Annotated in this window: 13 protein-coding genes; all 13 read right to left on the reverse strand. The window is 57.8% G+C overall.

Annotation, left to right across the window (positions count from 1 at the left end; genetic code table 11):
- Positions 1-245: 245 nt before the first annotated feature.
- The 13 genes from FHQ07_RS07740 to FHQ07_RS07795 all read right to left on the reverse strand — a co-directional run bounded on the left by FHQ07_RS07740 (position 246) and on the right by FHQ07_RS07795 (position 18,403).
- Positions 246-464, reverse strand: a complete 219-nt coding sequence (locus tag FHQ07_RS07740) for a hypothetical protein (protein ID WP_139716263.1) — start codon at positions 462-464, stop codon at positions 246-248.
- Positions 465-467: 3 nt separating this feature from the next.
- Entirely contained in the window at positions 468-641 is a 174-nt protein-coding gene (locus FHQ07_RS14375) for a hypothetical protein (RefSeq protein WP_168191504.1), read from the reverse strand.
- Between the two features lie 23 nt (positions 642-664).
- On the reverse strand, positions 665-1,558 hold the full coding sequence (locus FHQ07_RS07745; RefSeq protein ID WP_139716264.1) for a recombination directionality factor: 894 nt from the start codon (positions 1,556-1,558) through the stop codon (positions 665-667).
- A 10-nt stretch (positions 1,559-1,568) separates the two neighbouring features.
- Positions 1,569-2,546, reverse strand: a complete 978-nt coding sequence (locus tag FHQ07_RS07750; RefSeq protein WP_139716265.1) for a YqaJ viral recombinase family nuclease — start codon at positions 2,544-2,546, stop codon at positions 1,569-1,571.
- A gap of 65 nt (positions 2,547-2,611) precedes the next feature.
- On the reverse strand, positions 2,612-3,568 hold the full coding sequence (locus FHQ07_RS07755; protein WP_139716266.1) for a DUF932 domain-containing protein: 957 nt from the start codon (positions 3,566-3,568) through the stop codon (positions 2,612-2,614).
- Positions 3,569-3,972: 404 nt separating this feature from the next.
- Positions 3,973-6,111, reverse strand: a complete 2,139-nt coding sequence (locus tag FHQ07_RS07760; protein WP_139716267.1) for a GmrSD restriction endonuclease domain-containing protein — start codon at positions 6,109-6,111, stop codon at positions 3,973-3,975.
- Positions 6,112-6,133: 22 nt separating this feature from the next.
- The gene (locus FHQ07_RS07765) at positions 6,134-6,589 is read right to left on the reverse strand and encodes a cyclin-dependent kinase inhibitor 3 family protein (RefSeq protein WP_240703592.1); all 456 of its coding nucleotides are present in this window, start codon (positions 6,587-6,589) and stop codon (positions 6,134-6,136) included.
- A gap of 113 nt (positions 6,590-6,702) precedes the next feature.
- Complete coding sequence (locus FHQ07_RS07770) at positions 6,703-7,674, reverse strand: ADP-ribosylglycohydrolase family protein (protein ID WP_139716269.1); 972 nt, start codon at positions 7,672-7,674, stop codon at positions 6,703-6,705.
- Positions 7,675-7,899: 225 nt separating this feature from the next.
- Positions 7,900-9,453, reverse strand: a complete 1,554-nt coding sequence (locus tag FHQ07_RS07775) for a hypothetical protein (RefSeq protein WP_139716270.1) — start codon at positions 9,451-9,453, stop codon at positions 7,900-7,902.
- Positions 9,446-14,422 (reverse strand): AAA domain-containing protein, encoded by a 4,977-nt coding sequence (locus FHQ07_RS07780; RefSeq protein ID WP_139716271.1) that lies wholly within the window; start codon positions 14,420-14,422, stop codon positions 9,446-9,448. The genes FHQ07_RS07775 and FHQ07_RS07780 overlap by 8 nt, the downstream gene beginning before the upstream one ends.
- 134 nt (positions 14,423-14,556) lie before the next feature.
- Complete coding sequence (locus FHQ07_RS07785; protein ID WP_139716272.1) at positions 14,557-15,294, reverse strand: hypothetical protein; 738 nt, start codon at positions 15,292-15,294, stop codon at positions 14,557-14,559.
- Positions 15,295-15,338: 44 nt separating this feature from the next.
- Positions 15,339-16,841, reverse strand: a complete 1,503-nt coding sequence (locus FHQ07_RS07790; RefSeq protein WP_139716273.1) for a hypothetical protein — start codon at positions 16,839-16,841, stop codon at positions 15,339-15,341.
- Between the two features lie 377 nt (positions 16,842-17,218).
- Positions 17,219-18,403 carry a tyrosine-type recombinase/integrase gene (locus tag FHQ07_RS07795; RefSeq protein ID WP_139716274.1) on the reverse strand — a complete coding sequence of 395 codons (1,185 nt, stop codon included), beginning with the start codon at positions 18,401-18,403 and terminating at the stop codon, positions 17,219-17,221.
- Positions 18,404-18,501 lie beyond the last annotated feature (98 nt).

The following is an 18,501-nucleotide window of genomic DNA, read 5'->3' on the forward strand; positions in this document are numbered from 1 at the left end:
TGGCGTTCGGCCCTCAGCGGCCGATGCCAACGATATGCACGCAGCCTTCTTGAGTCAGCGGAAAATTTTTAGGGTTTTCTGCAACCCCATCACCTCTCGTCAGAGCAAGCGTCCGCACCCGGATCAATCTCGACAGATCCAAAGAAAAATCAGCGACCTACACAGACGGGGAGCCAGCGGCTCCCCGTCTTCTCCTTGTTAGCGTGATTCCTCTCCGCGCCCGCTAAGCATCGCCATGACCCAGGTCAAATGCCCGCTCCACGCAGTGGCCCCTGCCCCCCAGGGTAGATGTTGAGCAGGTAGTCGCTCCGATGGCACAGCACGCCATCGGCCTGTTCACGAGTAAGCCCGCCCCTGACGAAATACTCCAGCAGTTCTACGTCGCTGCCGACCTCGTCATTGGAGAGCACATCTTCTACCCACGCCACTTCGTCGGCGCTCAGGCCATATCTGAAGTGGCTCATCGACTACGCCGCAGGATTGCCAGCCGTGACAGCACCTGCTGCTGCGCCCTCCGCATCGGGTTCGGCCTTTGCGGGCACTTTCTCGATCACGACCTTCAGCTGCGGGCGCGAGGCCAGCGTGTACAGACCAAACGCGGCCAGTCCATAGACGACCGCGCCACCGAGCACTTTCAACACGCTTGTTCTCCTTGGGGTTGTTGTCATGCACCACCCATGCGGGCGGCTTTATGTTCCAGACGACTTCGCAGGCTGGATGCCGGCGGTGCGTGGCCCGCAGCACCAGCGTGCGGTGCTTCTTCCTGGGGATAGAACTCCTCGACAACCGCCGACACGTCCTCCCCCAACTCCTCGAACGCGCCGTTGGCGAAGCCCAGTCGCGCCGCTTCATCGAGCGCAGCCTGATCGAGGCCCGCCTCCTTCCTAGCCCCGTCCAAGCGCCGGGCCTCGGTAATCGCCTCTTCCAGCGTCATGCCCGAACGGATCACCAGATCGACGTAGAAGATCGGTGCACGGTAGCTTTGGGTCGTAGACTTGCCACGCAGCTTCAGTTCCAGCGGCAGGCAGGCGAGCAACCCACCGGAGACCGCTTGGAAGTACTGCAGGCGGGCCGCCAGCGTGCGGATCGTGTTGAACGACGTGGTGCGTAGCACAAAGGTGCCAGTCTCATCCTCGTCTCCGATGCGCACGTTGAAGCGGGCGTACGGTTTGCACTGACCTTCAGCGAATCGGCATGTATCCGACCCTGGGCACGGCAAGGTCTCTATGCCGTCCTGGCCTGATCGCCTGCAACTCTCGCCGTTGCCAACGCATAGCGGCCGACCGGTGGAGCGGTCAAACAAGTTGTAGTCAGCACGCAGGTTCAGACTCGGATCATTGAACAGCAACTGGACCGGCAAGCTCCGTAGCTTGCCGCCGACCTGCTGACGCAAAGCTTCGTCGAGCGGATGGAGCAGCCAGCCCTCGCGGTTCTGGACTTGGGTGGTCAGGGTGAATTGATCGTCCTTCTCGGGCAGGCGCGTGCCGTTGCGTTCGATGACGCGCCCGATCGAGATGCGACCCACGACGGGTGGGGTGATGGCAAATCCTTTGAGCATGGAACCTCTCCTAGGGTTGATCGGCTCCGGCCGAGATGAGGAACCGGCGGCTGCCGGGTTTTGGGACGATGTACTTGGCCACCAGATCCGGGTGATCCAAAGCCAAGCGCTTTGTGTCCAGGCTGGTGCCGTCCTGAGCCCGCTTGTAGGTCACTTCGCCGGTGGCGAAGACTGCTCGGGCGGCATCGCCCATGGCTTGCTGCAGGCTCTGCTTGAGCTGTTCGGCTTCCTTGCCGCGTGTCTCGAGCTCGTTCCGCAGGGCCACCAACTCGGCGAAGGTGTCCGACAGCACCCGGTCATCGCAGAAATCGAGGGTGTTGCCACCACCGGGGTACAACTGGCGCAGCGCTTTGCCCGATGACTCGCTGCCATCGGCCGGCGGCGCGATGTCAGTCTCGACGTACTGCCAGAACCTGGCTTCCAACACCATCAACCTCGCGATAACTTCTTGGTCGCGTTCGATACGGTGGATCTCCATCCGTTGGCCGCACAGCAGCACCGCCACGTCGGCGGCGTCCTGGTTGGTTACTGCCAACTGATGCTGGACCTGCAGTTGAATGTGTTCCGGCACACCGTGCTGCCAGAGCTTCGACCCCCATTCCCCGGCCGTCTTGCACTCGAGGATCTGCACGGCCGGTGTGCCCACGACCTCACGGTCGATGTTCGCCAACAAGTAAGGGAAGGTCGGGTGCTGCAGGACCGCATTGATCTTGCGGACCTTTCGACCGGTCAACTGCGTGTAGGCCACGGCCACGTAGGGTTCCAACAACGTGCCCCAGTAGCGCGGATCGTCCATGCCAGGCGGTGCGGTTTCCGTTGGCGTCCGGCCCGTCTTTTCCATCCACAGTTCAAGCGGACTCTTGTACGGGCACAGGCCCACGGCGGCAGCGGCATCCGAACTGCCGATCCCGCCTTGGCGCACGGACAACCACTGGTGTCGGTCGAGCGTGCGCGTGTCGACCAGCCGCAAGGCGGCGTTCTTCTTCATGCGGTTTCTCCAAATGGAAACGCCCGGCACAGGGCCGGGCGTTGCGGGAACAACTAGGGTTGGGATCAGGTGGTCAGCTGGACCAGCTCGTCCCATGCGCGTTGCTTGAACTGCGCGCCCTGTCCGAACCAAGCCGCCTCACGCCGATGATCATCACTGCGCGCGCGTCGATGGTGGTCGACGTACTCGGTGACGCTGTTGAGCAAGCCCCACGCCGTGCCGCGGCTGGACGCCAACTGCGCGCCACGGCCGCCACCGTCGTAAAGGGCTCGTACCGAACGCATTGCCTGCTCGTTGACTACCGGAGCCTGGCCGGGCTGCCCAGGATAGGTCAGCATTCGACGCAGCAACCCATCGACCGAGTCCGGATCCACCGGGCATGCCACCAGATCCTTCATCTTCGACACGAACCGATTCCACGGCGCAACAGTGATTCCAAGCTGCTGCTTCACCGCATCGGGATTGAACTCGGAGCGATGCGGCACCTTCACCGCGCCACGGTTGTCACCCAAGGCGATTTGCAGGGTGTTGTTGCAGACCACCCGCACTGACGTGAACTGGGCGGTGGTGGCCAAGGATCCATCGCAGGCGGTTGCCAGCAGCAGATAGCCATTCACTTGGTCCTTGCCCTTGAGCGTGGTGCTCTGGCCCGTGCGCGCGAGCGCCCAGAACTTCCTGCCTTCCTTGAGGACGCCTGCCGTCTCAAGCTCGAAGCCGGCGTGCTCGGTCAGGTCGCGGTAGAACTCCAGTACTTCCTCCGGCTGCACGACCTGGAAACGCTTGGAAACCACCGACAGCGGGCGCTTGGTGTCGGAGCGGTAGAGCACCTTCTGCTCCGGGAAAGTATGGATCGCCCCGACCGTGTGGTTGCCGGTGATGTAGCGAACCTCGGACTCTTCGATCATCCAGTCCATGCCGGCCTGTCGCTTCCAGATCTCGATGGGCTGCGGGGTAGCGATTTTGTTGCCAAGGCCATGCCAAGGCTTGTCGCCGGCATAGGCCATCGTTTCGACCAAGTGCATGTTGAATCCTCATATTGGGCGGCATAAACGCAGAAGGCCCGCCGGTGAGGGCGGGCCTTCTGTGAGTGCCAGTGGATGGCTAGGGGAAGCGATCAAACGGCGGCTTCTTGAGCAGCGTGGCCAGGACCGCCGCTGCTACAAGCATCACGTAGTAGATCGTCTCCTTGGTGTCGTCGCGCATCGGCTAGACCCCATTGGGATGCTAGGACCGCAGCATCCAGACGTGAAGCGAAATTGTCCCGCTTCATGTTGGTGTTATAGGTCTGAAATAGTTTTGCATCGCTCCGGGCATGCGGAGCACTCCTCAGCGGCGGACACTCGGCACTGACCCTCGCGAGCCGGATGATCCTCTTGCACATATGTGCAGCGTCTGAGGACCCGACATCGGCCACCGAACGCCTAGTTCACCCGTGGAAGCGTCCTTTGAAATAGGCGTTCATTTCGCTCAAGGGGATTTCTTGTGAGGAGTTGCCACTTCGTGCATAGAATTTCTCAACGGCCTGGCCGTTCTTATCCTTCACTTGCAGAACCAACGGAGCGTGGGCAGGTTGGATATCGACCTGACAAACGTCTCTTTCTTCGAGGGCCGAGAATCGAACTTTGACCCGGGTTGCTGCATACGTCTCGCCGAATGCACCGTTAAGCAGGTTCTTCAGGTGTAACTCGAACTTATCGCGGTCGCAATGGCCAAGCGCGGCGTAATCGTGGGAAAGCCCGAGCACCTGCCCGTCATCGGCGACGCCGATGAGCAAGGTGCCTCCATTGGAATTCCCGAAAGCGGCCACTGTTTTGAGGATCACATCCTCTAACTTCCGGTTGGCGACACCTTCCTTATAGTCCCACCGCAGCGATGATTTGAATTCCAGTTCGTCGCTCTCGCCCTCCGCAATCAGGTCCTCGATCGATGCTGCCTGATCTGATTCGCCTGTCTCCGTAATGCCGGCGAGGTAAGCCGTCAAGCTTGACGCCAACATCTTCCGACGCTCGCGCAGGAACTCTTCATAATTCTCCAGCTGCCAGAGGCACTCATCCTCTGGAATGCACTGCAATTTGAGTGCTTTGGGAAAATCCCTGCGGACGGCAGTCAGGTAATCAAGCGCTGTCGTGGCGGACTTGGTCCGATTGGCGACCTGGGTCAGGATGGCGCGGTTGGTGAGTTCCTGCGCCAGCGCATACCTAACGCGATTGTCCTTCCCATACCCGGCCGCCTTGAGGCGAGAGAACGGGAAGATATGGTCGTTCTCGAGCTGATACTTCGCCCCCATGTTCTTGTGCAGCCCGACCCCTGTTGTTAAGCAGACTGCGCCGCGGCTCTTGAGATACCAGCGCATCATTGAGAACAACGGATGCTGGATCGCACGGCCCTCGAATTCATGGGGCTGAATTTCCAGCCTACCTTCGTCCTCTTCGATCACCCGTAAAAGGTTGTCGAATGGATGCTCGGATTCCTTCAATGCACGCAGATCGCGATCGAGCTTCTGTGGCAACTGACTTACGTAGCGTGCGCGGACCTGGCTGTAGTAGAACCACTTCACCATCTTGTTGATTTCGGACTCGGTGGGGTGGGTGCCCTGCTTGTCGAAGCAGTACACAATCATGGGCACCAACGCATACACCGAACTGATCTCGTTGGTGTGATCCACGAATGCCCTGGACCGAAGCAAATTCACTACGTAGTCCAGCACCTGCTCATCCAGGCGCTTCCATGCCGCTTGCAGTGGCTGCTTGTTCTCCACTCCATGGAGCTTTTTCATTTCCGAACCGATGCGGTGCACGCAGCCCAGCAGTACGTAGACGATAAAGTCCAGCTTGAATGCGAATCCCGCGTCCTTGAGCTTGTCCAGCTTGGCCTTGAACAGATCACGCGCTTGCGGCCAGTAGCCAGAGATCTGGGCTAGCGCGAGCTCCGCGTCTGTCAGGGCGACGCCGCTGGCGTTTACCTTGTAGAAGATATCGATCGCTTCCCGGATATTCGCTTTGATCGGAATGGTCTGCTCCGGAAAGTCCCGTCCGAGAATGGCCTCAATGGCGCTTGTGTTGTCGTCGATCCGGTCATCACGCTCGCGATCGACAGTCTGGCCTTTGGCCTCCAGTTCACGCACGACATCCTTGGCTCGAATTTTCTTCTGGAAGATTTGAGTGATGTCCTGCCAGAGCGGATCGTTCTGCATGCGCGACTTGACGAAATACGACAACTCCAAGGACTCTAGGTTGACGTAGAGCTCGCGGGTGTCATTGGTGATCTCTGGCAGCGTGTAGTACGGCGGAACGGTCCCGCGAATCAGCATGTAAAGCGTGGTAATGCGCTGCTGACCATCTAGGAGAAGGCGCACAGCCCCCTGTTTCGCGTCGTATTTGTGAGGCCCCTTCAGCTCCGGCGGACTGGCCGTTTCCCAGGTCAGCATGGTCCCTGTCGGATACTGCTTGATTAGAGAGTCGATCAATTGCTTAGCATCGTCTCGCTTCCACACGTATTCGCGTTGAAACGCCGGCACGAACAGCTGCTTTTCGTCGATCTTGTCGAGAATCATTGAAATCTTCATGCGATTTTTGTCTTTAGATTGACTAGGGAGGATCTCGCCGCTGACTTGCCCACGTATTCAAGTACAACTCCTGCTGATATGTCTCTACAGCTCCAGGCCTCACCTCCCTGACCCTAGCGATTGCGTCCGCAGCCGTCGATGCAGTTTCGCAATCTAACAGGAGCATTGCAGCCACAGTTCCGGCCCGCCCGAGTCCATCCTTGCAATGCACCAGCACTCCACCCCCCGCACGTAACGTGTTAACCAAGCCAGGGCGTGTTGTCCTCCACAGTCTCTCGAAGGAACGGTCTGGAGCGCACTGATCAATGATGGGCAGGTGATGCCAACGCAACCCAAGTTCATTTGCGATACGGGGAAGACCCTCTACACCCAGACCTGTGATTTCGTGCGCTTCGATCAACGAAACAACATCATTCGCTCCCCACTCGCGGATGGTTTCGAGATCCATGGCGAGATCCCGATCCCACGCCCCCGTCATTGCGTCGGACTGCTTCTTGCCCGGGCAGAACGTGATACCGATCTTCCCATCGCCGACCTGTAGCGTGGCTATTAGGATTGGATGGGCCAGACTCGTTCTGGCGACTGGCTTCGTCACCGGCGTATCGAGTGATGCGAGATCAGGCCATTCAATAAGGGCGCAAGAATGTCATTGCCTCTCAAGCCCTCTCGCCAACTGCGCGGAATTCCGCTGAGGCCGTACAGCGCCCCCGCAACCCCCCCTGCTATCGCCGCGGTGGTGTCGGTGTCGTTTCCAAGTGACACTGCGCGCCGCACACAGGCATCAAACGTGGATGTCTCCAAAACTGCAGCCCGAGCCGACCATAGCGAATCCACGACGTACCCGCTGCCTTGCACGCACTCAGCATTCGCTGGGTCCAACACCTGTTCCATCTCTTGGGGGTCGAGCTCGAGAGGAGGAGCAATTAACCTCAGTCGACTAGTGGCCTCGTCCCAAGGGTGAGAGCCGCCTGCCAGGACGCAACGGACCCAGAGGCAATACAGCGCACAAGCAATTCTGGAGCGCATGTGCCCGTGCGTGGGCAACGACTGCTCCGAACTCAACATGACTAGTTCGTGGTCGCTACCTTGGTGCCAAAGGGCCAATGGCAACACCCGCATCAATGACCCATTCCCGTTGTCCCGCTCTCCAGCGGGGCCGGCTTGTGCAGGCGCGACTCCAGCCGCCAAGCGCCCTAATGCCCGGCTAGTCTGGATACCCACATCGAAGACTTTTCCATCGACGGCGCAGAAGCCTTGGCTCATCCAGCGAAGCAGGCCTTTGGAGAAGTGCTCCAAGTCCAAACCCTCTCGAACCAAGAGGCTGTCCAGCAACACCAGCGCCTGGGCGCCATCGTCGCTCCAGGTGCCAGGCAGAACCGAGCGGTGCGAGCGATGAAACCCGTTTGGCGGTGTGAACTCGATCAAAGCTTCCGACGGGATTGACTCTGCGGCATGAAACTCATAGGGCACGCCAAGTGCGTCGCCGATCAGCAACCCAGTTAGGCCTCCCGCGATACGTTCAAAGCTCAGGGGAGGCTGGGCTTGTTCATTCGTGATCGGCATGGTCGGCGTATTTAACTCCATAGCGCAACACTTCTTGGACATTTCTCAACTACGCCCACGGAGTCGAAAAGTAAGAGGCCGGGTCCTCAACTGTTACCCTCGCTAACTTCAATGCGGGATCTACTCCGGTTGCTTTCCACACGCCGCTGCCAAGCCTAAGCGACGGCTTGCACGCACGAGGCGGCGATTTGCCAAGCACGGTCAGCCAAGCATCTAGCTAGAGAGCTAGAGGCGGGATCTTTTCCATACAATCGATCCGGAGGATCTGTCGGTGCTGATCTTCATTTGTTCGGACGGGGGAGCTAGTCCCAACTTATGAAAATCCACTAGGCTATGAACTCTCTGCGAGTCCGTGGACCAAAGGAGAGAAGACCTATTACTTGGCAATAGCCTGCTCGTCAAAACCCTAGTTACCTTCTTGACCCTTTCTGGGTCCGTCGACGCGAACCCAATAGGTAGCGTAATTGCACTGGCCGTACTTGGTTGTAGATGATATTGAGCCACGACCAATCTTTCTGGGACCACTAAAAGCTCAACTCGATCAAGAGCCACGTTCCCTGAGAATAGGACCGCATGCGGCACTCTCGAGTTGAATTTCTTCTTCAACCATTTTTCGCTGGAGTCGTACCCGCAGAAGCAAGCAACCAGTCTTCCATCATCTTCGCGACCTAACGCGCGTTGGAGCTTTGGTGCGAAATCAACGAGCTCGGAACTGTTTGCTGCCCAGAATGGAACTGACGAGGGTAGCCAATGCGCTATTCGGGATGCGCCCTCATCGCCTTCTGTGTGTTTTAACATATTGATCAACGTAGTCCGATTGCCAGTGAGGTAGATCGGACCCAGCAGCGCGCGTGTCTCTTGGGTGCCGTAGCCGGTTTTCCTAGCGTCTCGATCTGCGAGCCACTTCGCGAGTGCGACGTCATTCTTGTGCACGTATCTGGCCAAGATTTCGTCCCCTACCAGCTCGCAGTAATCCTCCACTGAAGGTGTTGCGCTTGGTAGTGACTCCTGAGCCAGATAGTCCGCCACTTGGGACTCCAGTTCATTAGACAGCGCTCTGCGTCGATTCTCACCAAGCCTTTCGATCGCGTCTCGGTAGACGTTCAACTCACCATTTGTGCCGGCCTCGAGGAAAATCTCCATATCGATCGGTACTTGTAACGTTCTCTTGGGACGGCACCTAGACACTTTATACAATCGAGTCTTGTGAACGTCTTTCGATCGTCCGCGCGAGTATTCGAGGAAGGCTCTGGACTGTTCGCTAAATGCCTCCGCTATTCGATCCGGAGGTACCGACTTTGAGATTTCTGGAATAGGAATTTCCGGCAGACCGAAGCGTGCATTGCTGTAGCCGCGGCGAGGGACGATCTTTAGTGCAAGGAGATCGAAGACAGCATCTTCTTCCCGGGTTTCAAAGTTGGTGAAGGTTGGCACATCACCCGCGGTCACTCTCTTGGCTTGGAGCATTGCGGACGCCATTAGGGTGCCGTCATCGGCAACATCGACAAGTCGATTCTTGACCAGATTTCTCACCAAACCCTCGGTCTCCAAGATGGATAGACCGAAGTAACTCTTCAGCTCGGAAGGGCTAACCCCATCCATGAGGAGGATAAGCCTGCACGCGAACTCCTCGACGGCGGGAAGCGGACGCTCAGTGGTCCAGGAGCACTCAAGCCGATATTCCCTTGCAGGAAGGAGGACAGAAATCACGTTAGCCAACCTTCGCTTCGGCCCTTGGTCCCTAAGGAGCTCTTCTTGCTCGATCAGTTCCTCAACCATGCTGCGCCACCCCTTCACGGTCCTGCGACATTGTAAATTCCGAGAGATCCCGGCTAATCGTGTACCTGTCGTCAGCCTCCGCACAGCGATCACTGATGAAACGCACAACCCGGCCCAATGGGCCCTTTGTATTGCGGCGCTGCCACATCCGAGCCGCGCCCACTACGATCAATCGCTCCTGCGCCCTCGAGAGCGAGACGTTGATTCGCGCTGGATCCCACATGAAGCCCTGATCTTCGCTAGGGTTATCTCGAACCAGACTAAGAATGATGAAAGGATTTTCCTGCCCCTGATAGCTATCTACGGTGTCGATTCGGATGAAGCTACGAATAGGAGCAGCCCATTCGGCCTTGCTTAGCTCCTTCTCCAATAGACTCTTCTGAGCCCTGTACATCGTGATAACGCCGATCGGATGTAAGGATCCGTTCGCTTCTGACCGGAGGCGTTCGACTGTACCGTTAGACGCTAGCCGTTGAAGCAAGCGCAGGACCAGTTTGACCTCATGCACATTTACGTACTGGCGGTGCCCGCGCTCATCCTCACCCGTGGCATCTTGTCCCGCCCCACTATCGACCCATGCCACCGGCGTGTTAAGCGGATAGGGCAGATCCGAGTACCACTCCGGCGAATCACCGCGCCCGGTGTGCAGCTCAACCCCGTCGTCCTTGTAGAAGCAGTCGGAGACCAGCTGACCGATGGGCTCGATCATTCGATACTGGGTGTCGAGCGTCACGCCGCGCGTGACCCGATAAGCTCGTTCGAAGTCGGTTTGACGAGTCTTCTCCTCGGACAGGCCAAGCTTTTTTGATGCGGCGCGGATATGGGGGCGCTCATAGAAGGGTGGCAGTTGCCTGTGGTCACCAACCAGGAGGATTCGTCGACCCGACTGCAGAGGAATCATCAACTCGCTGGCTTGGGCCCTTGCGGCCTCGTCGACAATAACCCAGTCAAATTCTGCTTCAGCGACACCGAGTTGTTTCAACCCCATCCCGACAAGCGTGCCACAAACAAGTTGTCTGGTTTGGACTAAGAATTGATCGTAGTTGGATTGACCGGCATGGAGAACGGACAACCAATCCTGACTGAGCGAGAGAAGCCACCGCAGCCGAGAAAGAGCGGACGGATTATTTACATTGTGGGACCCTGCCACATGCTCAAGAATGGCATCCCAAGGGTTCTTACTTGATAGAAGTCCAGATGCTTGGTCCGGGAATCTATGATGAACGATTCTATCCCTAAGCGATCTCACTTCATCCAGCTGATCCCGTATCTCGCGGGAGCGAGAACTAATCTCGTCATTCGCACTACCTGGTTGCGCCGAAGATAGCTCCTCCTCGTAGCGACATATCGACGATAAGATTCCATCCAGTGTCCGATGAAGCGCCGCCACCTCTGTGGTTAATGCAGCAGGCAGCCCCAAACGGTCGCTGAAGATCTCGACCCTATGCTCGTACTCACGATGGAAAGAATGTCGCATCTGGCGCTGGATCGCACGAGAATGGGTATCGAGCATCTCCGTCGCAACCATTCTTTCTTGTCCCATTCTCACAACGCTCAATGGCAACTCGTGTCTCACGCACATCGCCCTTGCCTTCTTTGCAACAGCATCGACGGCAGTATGGGATTGCCCAACAAGGAGAACATTGCGGACATGGAGTTCGCTAAATAGGTAGTGGATGAACGCACCGACGAAAGTTGTCTTGCCGGTGCCCGGAGGTCCCTGAAGTACGCCGACAGGGCCGCGCTCCACTAACTCCATGAAGGCATGGAGTTGACGTTCGTTTAGCTCTTGGTCTGGCGTGTTGTAAAGCTGCTTGACTCTCTCGACCAATGGTCGTGGCGATAGCTGCTTCGTAGAGATGGAATCAGCAGGATCGAAGTAACGAACCAAGTCCGGAATCGCGGATCCTCGATCAAGCACACGCTCCATCGCCTTGGCCTTGCGATCGCGCGAGGCCTTGCTTTGTATCGATTCCAAACGAAGAATCGTGCCAGGCGTGAGTCGCCTCTTCGCATCGTGGCGGGTTACATCGAGGAACAACTCGTCCGGAGTCGTTTCGAGGATATCCAAAACTGCAAACTGACTATCGTCGTCTTCCGTGCTGACGAATACACGATCGTCGGACTCGAAGTCCAGCGGCCTGCCGTCCGAGTTCCGATAGGGAACCTGCAACTTCCCGTTAGGATTCTCCTCAGCACTTCCCACGACCTCGACTTCAGGGAGATTTTCCTGCTCGGTCGCGAGAAGCACGCGCCAAATATCCTCGGTAGCTGTGCTCGCACCGTCGAATTCCTCATCGTCAGTTTCTTTGGCGGGCGGCGCGAACCTGGCTTCCAGCAACGAAATTACCGGATCCAACCCAAGTAGCAGGTTAAGTACCTCGCTATGACCGTTGCCACCTGTCGAGGATTGGACGATCCTCACAGGGCGCAAGATTGCTGCCGATGACTTGGTGCTGGCGGAAACAAGGTCGCTCAGCGCGAGCGGGGTGCTCACGCGCACATCCCTTAGCTGGCGTTGCTCAGGATCTATGACAAACGTTATCGCGCCATTTATACCTGTGACGTAGCAATTGAGAAGCTTGTCGTTTCGATTGTCCCATTTGCAGTTGAAGTGGTAACTGCCATCATCCTGCTCGAGCGTGAATCCATTGGCGGCCTGTGCAATCCTGGGGGCCAGGACGGCAATCGGCTCGAGACCCAAGGTATCCTGCGGGGCAGGTAGAGGCTGTAGGAGCCGCTGAACTTCGTCATAGAGCGGAGTTAGGGAGACGGGGATGCCAAGTGGCTGACTTCGGCCTATCACAAGCTCTTTTTTGAAGTCACCGTCGGGTTCATCAGAGAGGAGCTCATCGACCAGCTTGTAGACGGCGAACCTATCTCGGGCGAATGCATCGGCGGCGGCTGGGTTGGCGGGGCCGTACTCTACGTTGTACGGCTGTGTCTGCTCCCCAAAATCAAGCAAATCCAATAGCAGGACGACCGGAAAACTTGATTGTTCTTCGGGTGGTTTCTGATGGGAAACGAGCAGGTTCCCGGGATGGATATCGCCATGACCGATCTGTTGGTCGTGAAGGACCATCACTGATTTGATCAACGAGCCAGCAAGCTGACGCCTGTCCTCAATGGCTCTTTCGGCACAGGCAACCCTCCAATCCTCGCCCACTTCCATTGCTGTCAGAACAAAAAGACCGCCAGATTCAAGCAGGCCCACTTTTCTGAGCGCTGGAGTTGGGATGCCACCCGCGGCGACTTTCTCCGCCCTGGCTCGGAACGCCGCAACTCGCCTGTTCAATCCATGCGTCGTCGCATTAGGTGCAACCTGTTGCCAGAACTTCAGGTAAGCAGGAGTGCCTTCGACAGCGCACCGGTATTTTATTACCTGCCCCGACCCTGGATTCTGGCCCGGGTCTGGAGGGAAATTCTGGAAGATTTGGAACGGACCCCAACCGCGCTTGATAAAATCTCCATCCGCAATAGATTGCCAAGTTGAAGCCGCCTCTTCTTGGCTTGGGCCAGCAGGCCTAATCGCCTGGTTGAGCGATGCGATCATCTCAGTTGCATTGGCGAATCGGTCGGCCGGATCCCAAGCCAGAGTAGTTTGGAACCAGGCAGTCAGGCGGCCGTCGTATGGGTCTGGGCTCGGCTCACGCCATTGCCATATTCCTTTCTCATCCCGTGGAAGCGTTGATGCGGGGAACAACACGCGATAAGCGGCGGCACCGAGCATAAAAACGTCTTGCCGAAACGGGTCAAGAATGTCCCCATCCATCCGAAGTTCGTCTTCTGGAAGGCGAATATGCGAACCTTGTAAAAGTTCGCGCAGGTCGCTCACGGTTCCGCGTTCGGGGAAGAACGATGCTGCAAAACCTGAGACCAATACACTCTTCTGGTCTGAGGCATGCCAGAGATTGTGAAGGTCGACGTCCCGATGGGCGATACCAAGCCCGTGAAGCTCTGCAAACGGCACGATGATCGCACGGACGATGTCCAGCCGATCTTCCGGAGTAAGAGTTTTCCCTTGCTTGTTAAGATGCTCGTCCAGGCGGCTATACGTGCGTCTCAGCTCGTAGAGCTCTGTCAGGTCTTCGGAAACGTCATTAACTGCGAGGGGAACGAGTGGACGGAGTAAGTATTCCTCCAAGCCTCGCTCATGCTCCTTTGCATGGGAGAACACGCGGCTCTCACGAAGAGCAATTCTTGCCCATTGCTCCTGGGTTGCATTCCCTACACCCAGCGTAGAAAAGTCCCAACGCCTCATCAGAGCAATATCGTTGGCAACTTCCTGGTGGTGCCCCTTGTATTCAGTAAAAAGGCCCTGCCTGTGCCTGAACCATGGCTGCGGCTCTGCCGTATAGCTGTAGTGTGAAAACTCTTTGGGTCGCACTCGGCTACCAACAAAGAACTGTTGGAAGATAGGCTTGCTTGACGGACTATTGGGGCGCGGCTTTCCGTACTTGTCGAACAAGTCCGTGTAGGCGGTATTCGCAGCTTCGACGAGCTTGCTGTACGCCGTCGCATCCGAAATCTTCAGGAATTCGTCTAACGTATGGACGAATCTTCGCTCCGATGTTGATAGGTGCTCGGGTGTAGCGCTTCCGCACAGCACGACATGGGCTTCCACCTTAGGGAAATATCCCAGTTTGTGTTGCAGCTCGTTCTGAAGAAGCTTTGCAATCCGAATCGCTTGCACGCGCTTAATTTCGTATGGGCTCTTCCCTCGGGGGCTTCCATTCAAGTACCAGCGCCCTTCGCCACACTCAAGCCTTCCATTCCATTCCTTCAACTCGACCAGCAGGATTCGATCGTGCGTAATGATCAGCGTGTCGACATCCATGGACCCTTGGCCGTCGACAACGAGAAGACTGGCGTAGCCAAACCAACTGGAGCGGAGGCCCTCGCCCATCCGCTTAACAGCATGCGTCTCACTCGCATGTAGCCCATTACCGCCGAGAATCTTTACATCCATTAAGCCCCCCTAAACCGTTGCAACTGGCTAACAGCTTAAATGAACGACCCGCTTCGGGACCTCAACTTTCGTAGGCTTTTGTAGCCCTATTCGCGGTCACCGCCTGCGTGTGACCTAGCCTGCTGCCTCTCCCCTTACAGTCCAAGCTCGTCGCGGAATGTACTCAGAATTTCATTTGTATAGTAGTAGTCGGGCTCGTGCTTGGAGGCACGCACCATCACCGTAAAATCCGGTGCTTCGGGATTGTCTGCATTGAACTTCACAAGGCCGATGCCCATGAGCACGGCGAGGGCATCGAGGCGCTTGAGATCCCTAGGGTTCGCGCCCTGAGGCACGGCGATGTACACCCGGTGCGCAAACAGGCGGTAAGCGCACGCTTGGCCAAATGCGGTGACGAGGCTTTGTGTATCGATCTTGATTTCGACAGCCACAACTTCCTCGGTGAACTGCACAGGGTCGGTCTTGCGCGGGCTATAGAGCCCGATCACGTCGGGCGTCCCCCACTTGCCTCCGGCCCCATTGCCACCGATTGCAACGGCCTTGGTGGCCTCCTCCAGCTCGCCAACCAGCCAGGCCGCGAAGGGCTCATAGAAATGCTGCTCGCGAACTTTCGTGGCGGCCGGCGTCGGCTGCGGTGCCTCTTCCTTTCGTTCGTCCACGTCCACCACGGCGTAAACGCCGCGGTCGGGTTTATGTATGTCGCCGGGGAGGCAGTTAGAGAAGACTCGGAGGGAACCCGTAATAGTGTTGTGGTTCTCTTCTGGAAGGGCATTCGCGATAGCTCGGTGAAGCTCGGCCCAACGGATGCCGTCAGGGTGCTTACGGATGAGCTCTGCGGCGAGATCCGCCACACGCTTTCGGATCGTTGTCATTGGTCCCTCCCCTAGATTGGATATTAGCCGCATGGCGTGGGCTTTCACCTCCCCTCTGCCTCAAACGGATAGACCTTGCACCGCATCACGGAGGGATCACTGCGAAGTCGGTGCGGCATTTCCCTCAGGCGGTCGGGATCGAGGCGAATCAATAAGATCTTTTCTGAGCCGCAGTTGGCGCAAGCCGACGAATCCAAAGGATTTGGCCAGCGGCAGTCCTGGCAGTCCAGGCATTCAGAGCTGCGCTTCGCGAGGGCGTGGTACACCGCGGTGATCTCCTCCGTGCGTCTCGCTCGCAGCTTGAGATATGCCTCCCGCTCAATGTCGACCAGCATTTGCCGCTTCTCGGCATCCTTGAGAGCGCCCTGCAGCCGCCTCTCTTCCTGCTCACGCTCCTTTCGGCGCACCTTTGCCTCAGCGTCCTGTCGGCGCCGACTTTCCTCCAGACGCGCTTGGCGCGCTACAGGACCGTCCACGAGATACGTCCAGCGCTCCGGGCGCAGCAGGTGGCCCGATAAAGTCATGCGCTCAAGCAGGTGATCTGCCGCATGGAAGATGCTCGGGATTGCGCCGTTCTCCCAGTCATCGAAGAACCAGGCGGTCCGGACGACGCTGCTATCACCGCGTCTTCGCTTTCGCTCGCGGTCGACCTTCTGCGCCTCAATAAGGCGCGCTGCAATTTTGTCCACGCCAAAAGTGTCTTCTAGCCAGCGCGACACTGCGCCTGCCGTAAAGCGGGCGCCCTCCTTGGCCAGAAGTACAAAATGGACTGCAGCTGCGAGCTGCCAGCGCAGCGTGGAAGCGTTGAGCGCCCAAGCGTGTTGGTGTGCGATTAGTACAAAAGGGGGCGCCTGGCTACCAAAGTGGCGCAGAAGCTCGGCGATCTGTTCCGCTTCCCTTTCCTGGAGCTCCGCTTCGCGCTGTCGCAATGCTTCTGGAAGTAATTTCCGCTTTAGAGCATTGAGGTCGTCAAGGTATGGCCGGCGCCGAACGGCGAGCAGGTGCTCGATATTCTGCTGGTCTCTCTGCTTTTTAGCCGTGCGGCCAAACGTATCTCGCTCCTCGACTCCTTGGCTATGGAGCCGGGCATTGATCGCGTCTACCTTCGCGCGAAGCGTTAGGCGATCCTCGGCAAATTTCTGTTCAGCCTTCGGCGCGTGTATCCATTTACGGGGCGCCGCTTCCAAGACGTAGCGCTCAAACGCTTGTGGCGCGAGCGCCTCTTCCGGCGTCTTGGAAAGGTCGATTTCAACCATGGCCCAGCCTCGATCCCGCACCAGGTGGGCTTTGGCGTCGTCTACTGCGTGTGAGACTCTCACTTCCACTAGGAGAGGAAGCGCAGCTTGGGCCCCAAGGTCAGAAAGGAACACGTCAGGGCGGATGCCGTTTTGCCAGACCTCTTCCATAGCCTCTTCGTAGCTCCAAGGCTTACTCGGCCGGTCGTGGGAAAGGGAGTGGAGCGTCCCGCTTATGTCGCGCAGCTCAAATACTCGCTTCCACTCGGGCAAAAGAATCTTGCGAGCGCGTACGAGTATCTGCTTGGCCATCAAATGGATTGCTGTCTCACGGCAGACGTCGCTACCGTGGCCCGCGTCATGAGAAAAATGGTGCCGCCGCTTCAATCCGGCGTTTTTGGCGAGGAGTGGGCTCTTGCACTCAGGGCAAATGCAGCCGCAGGCCCTACCCGTAGGGACATCTCGCACACCGTGCATATGACCATCTCTGAGGCCGAAGGGCACGCGGTGAGCGGATATGGGCGACGTCCCCTCAAACATGCGGCTTCCTCACCATGACCTCTCTAACATATTTCCTGCGTTGACTTACCCCACTGGATAGACTTTCGAAGGCATCTGAAGCTCTTTCGGCGCCCGGTTTCGTCGGGTGAATGTCGATAAACATTCTTTTCTACTCCGGCTTCCAATCGCTAGACGGAATTGAGCCTCAGACTGTCCAAATAGTCCGCCCACGCCTGCATCATCTTCTTACGCTCAGCGAGATGGGTCGTGCGGTTGTAGGCGCGCCCAAGTGGGTCGCGAACCGCGTGGGCCAACTGATGTTCAATGTAGTCCGGTCGAAATCCCAGCACCTCATCAAGCACTGTCCGAGCCATCGCCCGAAAACCGTGCCCGGTGATGGTGTCGCCGTCGTATCCCAAATACCGTAGCGCAGCCGTGATTGTGTTCTCGCTCATGGGTCGCTTTGCGCTTCTCACTCCCGGAAAGACAAACTCGCTTCGCCTAGTGAGCGGTTGAAGATCCTCGAGGATCTCCTTGGCCTGTGTTGCGAGTGGAACGATGTGAGGAGTCCCCGTCTTGCTTGTGGTGAAGCGCCATTCGGCTGCAGGAAGGTCAATGTCAGCCCAACGGGCCTTCCGAAGCTCCCCTGGACGGACGAATAGCATCGGCGCCAACTTCAACGCTGCTTGCGTGACGGGCGAACCGCTGTACGAGTACATGGACCGCAAGAGGTCTCCGATCTTGCCAGGGTCGGTCACCGTGGCAAGGTGTTTCACTTGGGGCTGCTCAAGCGCACCAACCAAGTCGTTCGCCGGATTACTCTGCGCCCGCCCTGTAGCGATGGCGTATCTAAAGACGCGACCCGCGAAGGACCGAGCCCGATGCGCCGTTTCCACCACACCTCGCTTCTCGAGCTTCCGCAATGCCCCCAGCAACAGCGGCGCAGTCACGTCCGTAATGGGGAGCATGCCTATGGCAGCCATGTCCTTCTCGATCAGACGGCGTTCGCGCTTCACTGACCCGGGGCTGAGGCCCTCCTTCGCTCGCTTGTTCAAGAACTCGGTCGCGATCGCGCCAAAGGTGGTCTCCGCGCGCTCAACTTTTGCAGCTCGTTCGACCCTGGCGACGTTTGCCGGATTGCCGCCCCCTCTCACAAGCGCTCGAAGCCGATCCCGTTCGGCACGCGCCTCTGCCAAACCCATTGCTGGGTACTCCGCCAAGGTGATGATGCTCGGCTTGCCTGCATAGCGATATCGATATCGCCACGCCTTGGCACCGCTCGGGCGAACTTCGATGCACAGGCCATTGGCATCCGCGAGGCGGTAGGCACTCGTACGCGGCTTGAGGGCGCGCAGCTTGGTATCGGTAAGCATGTGTGAGTCAGCCGATAGTGAGTCAGCGGCAGGAGGCGCCGACTTGTGACTCACAGCCTGACTCACTTAGCAGTCGGATTCAAGCGCACCAGGCCGGA

The organism is Thermomonas aquatica (assembly GCF_006337105.1).
GTDB lineage: Bacteria > Pseudomonadota > Gammaproteobacteria > Xanthomonadales > Xanthomonadaceae > Thermomonas > Thermomonas aquatica.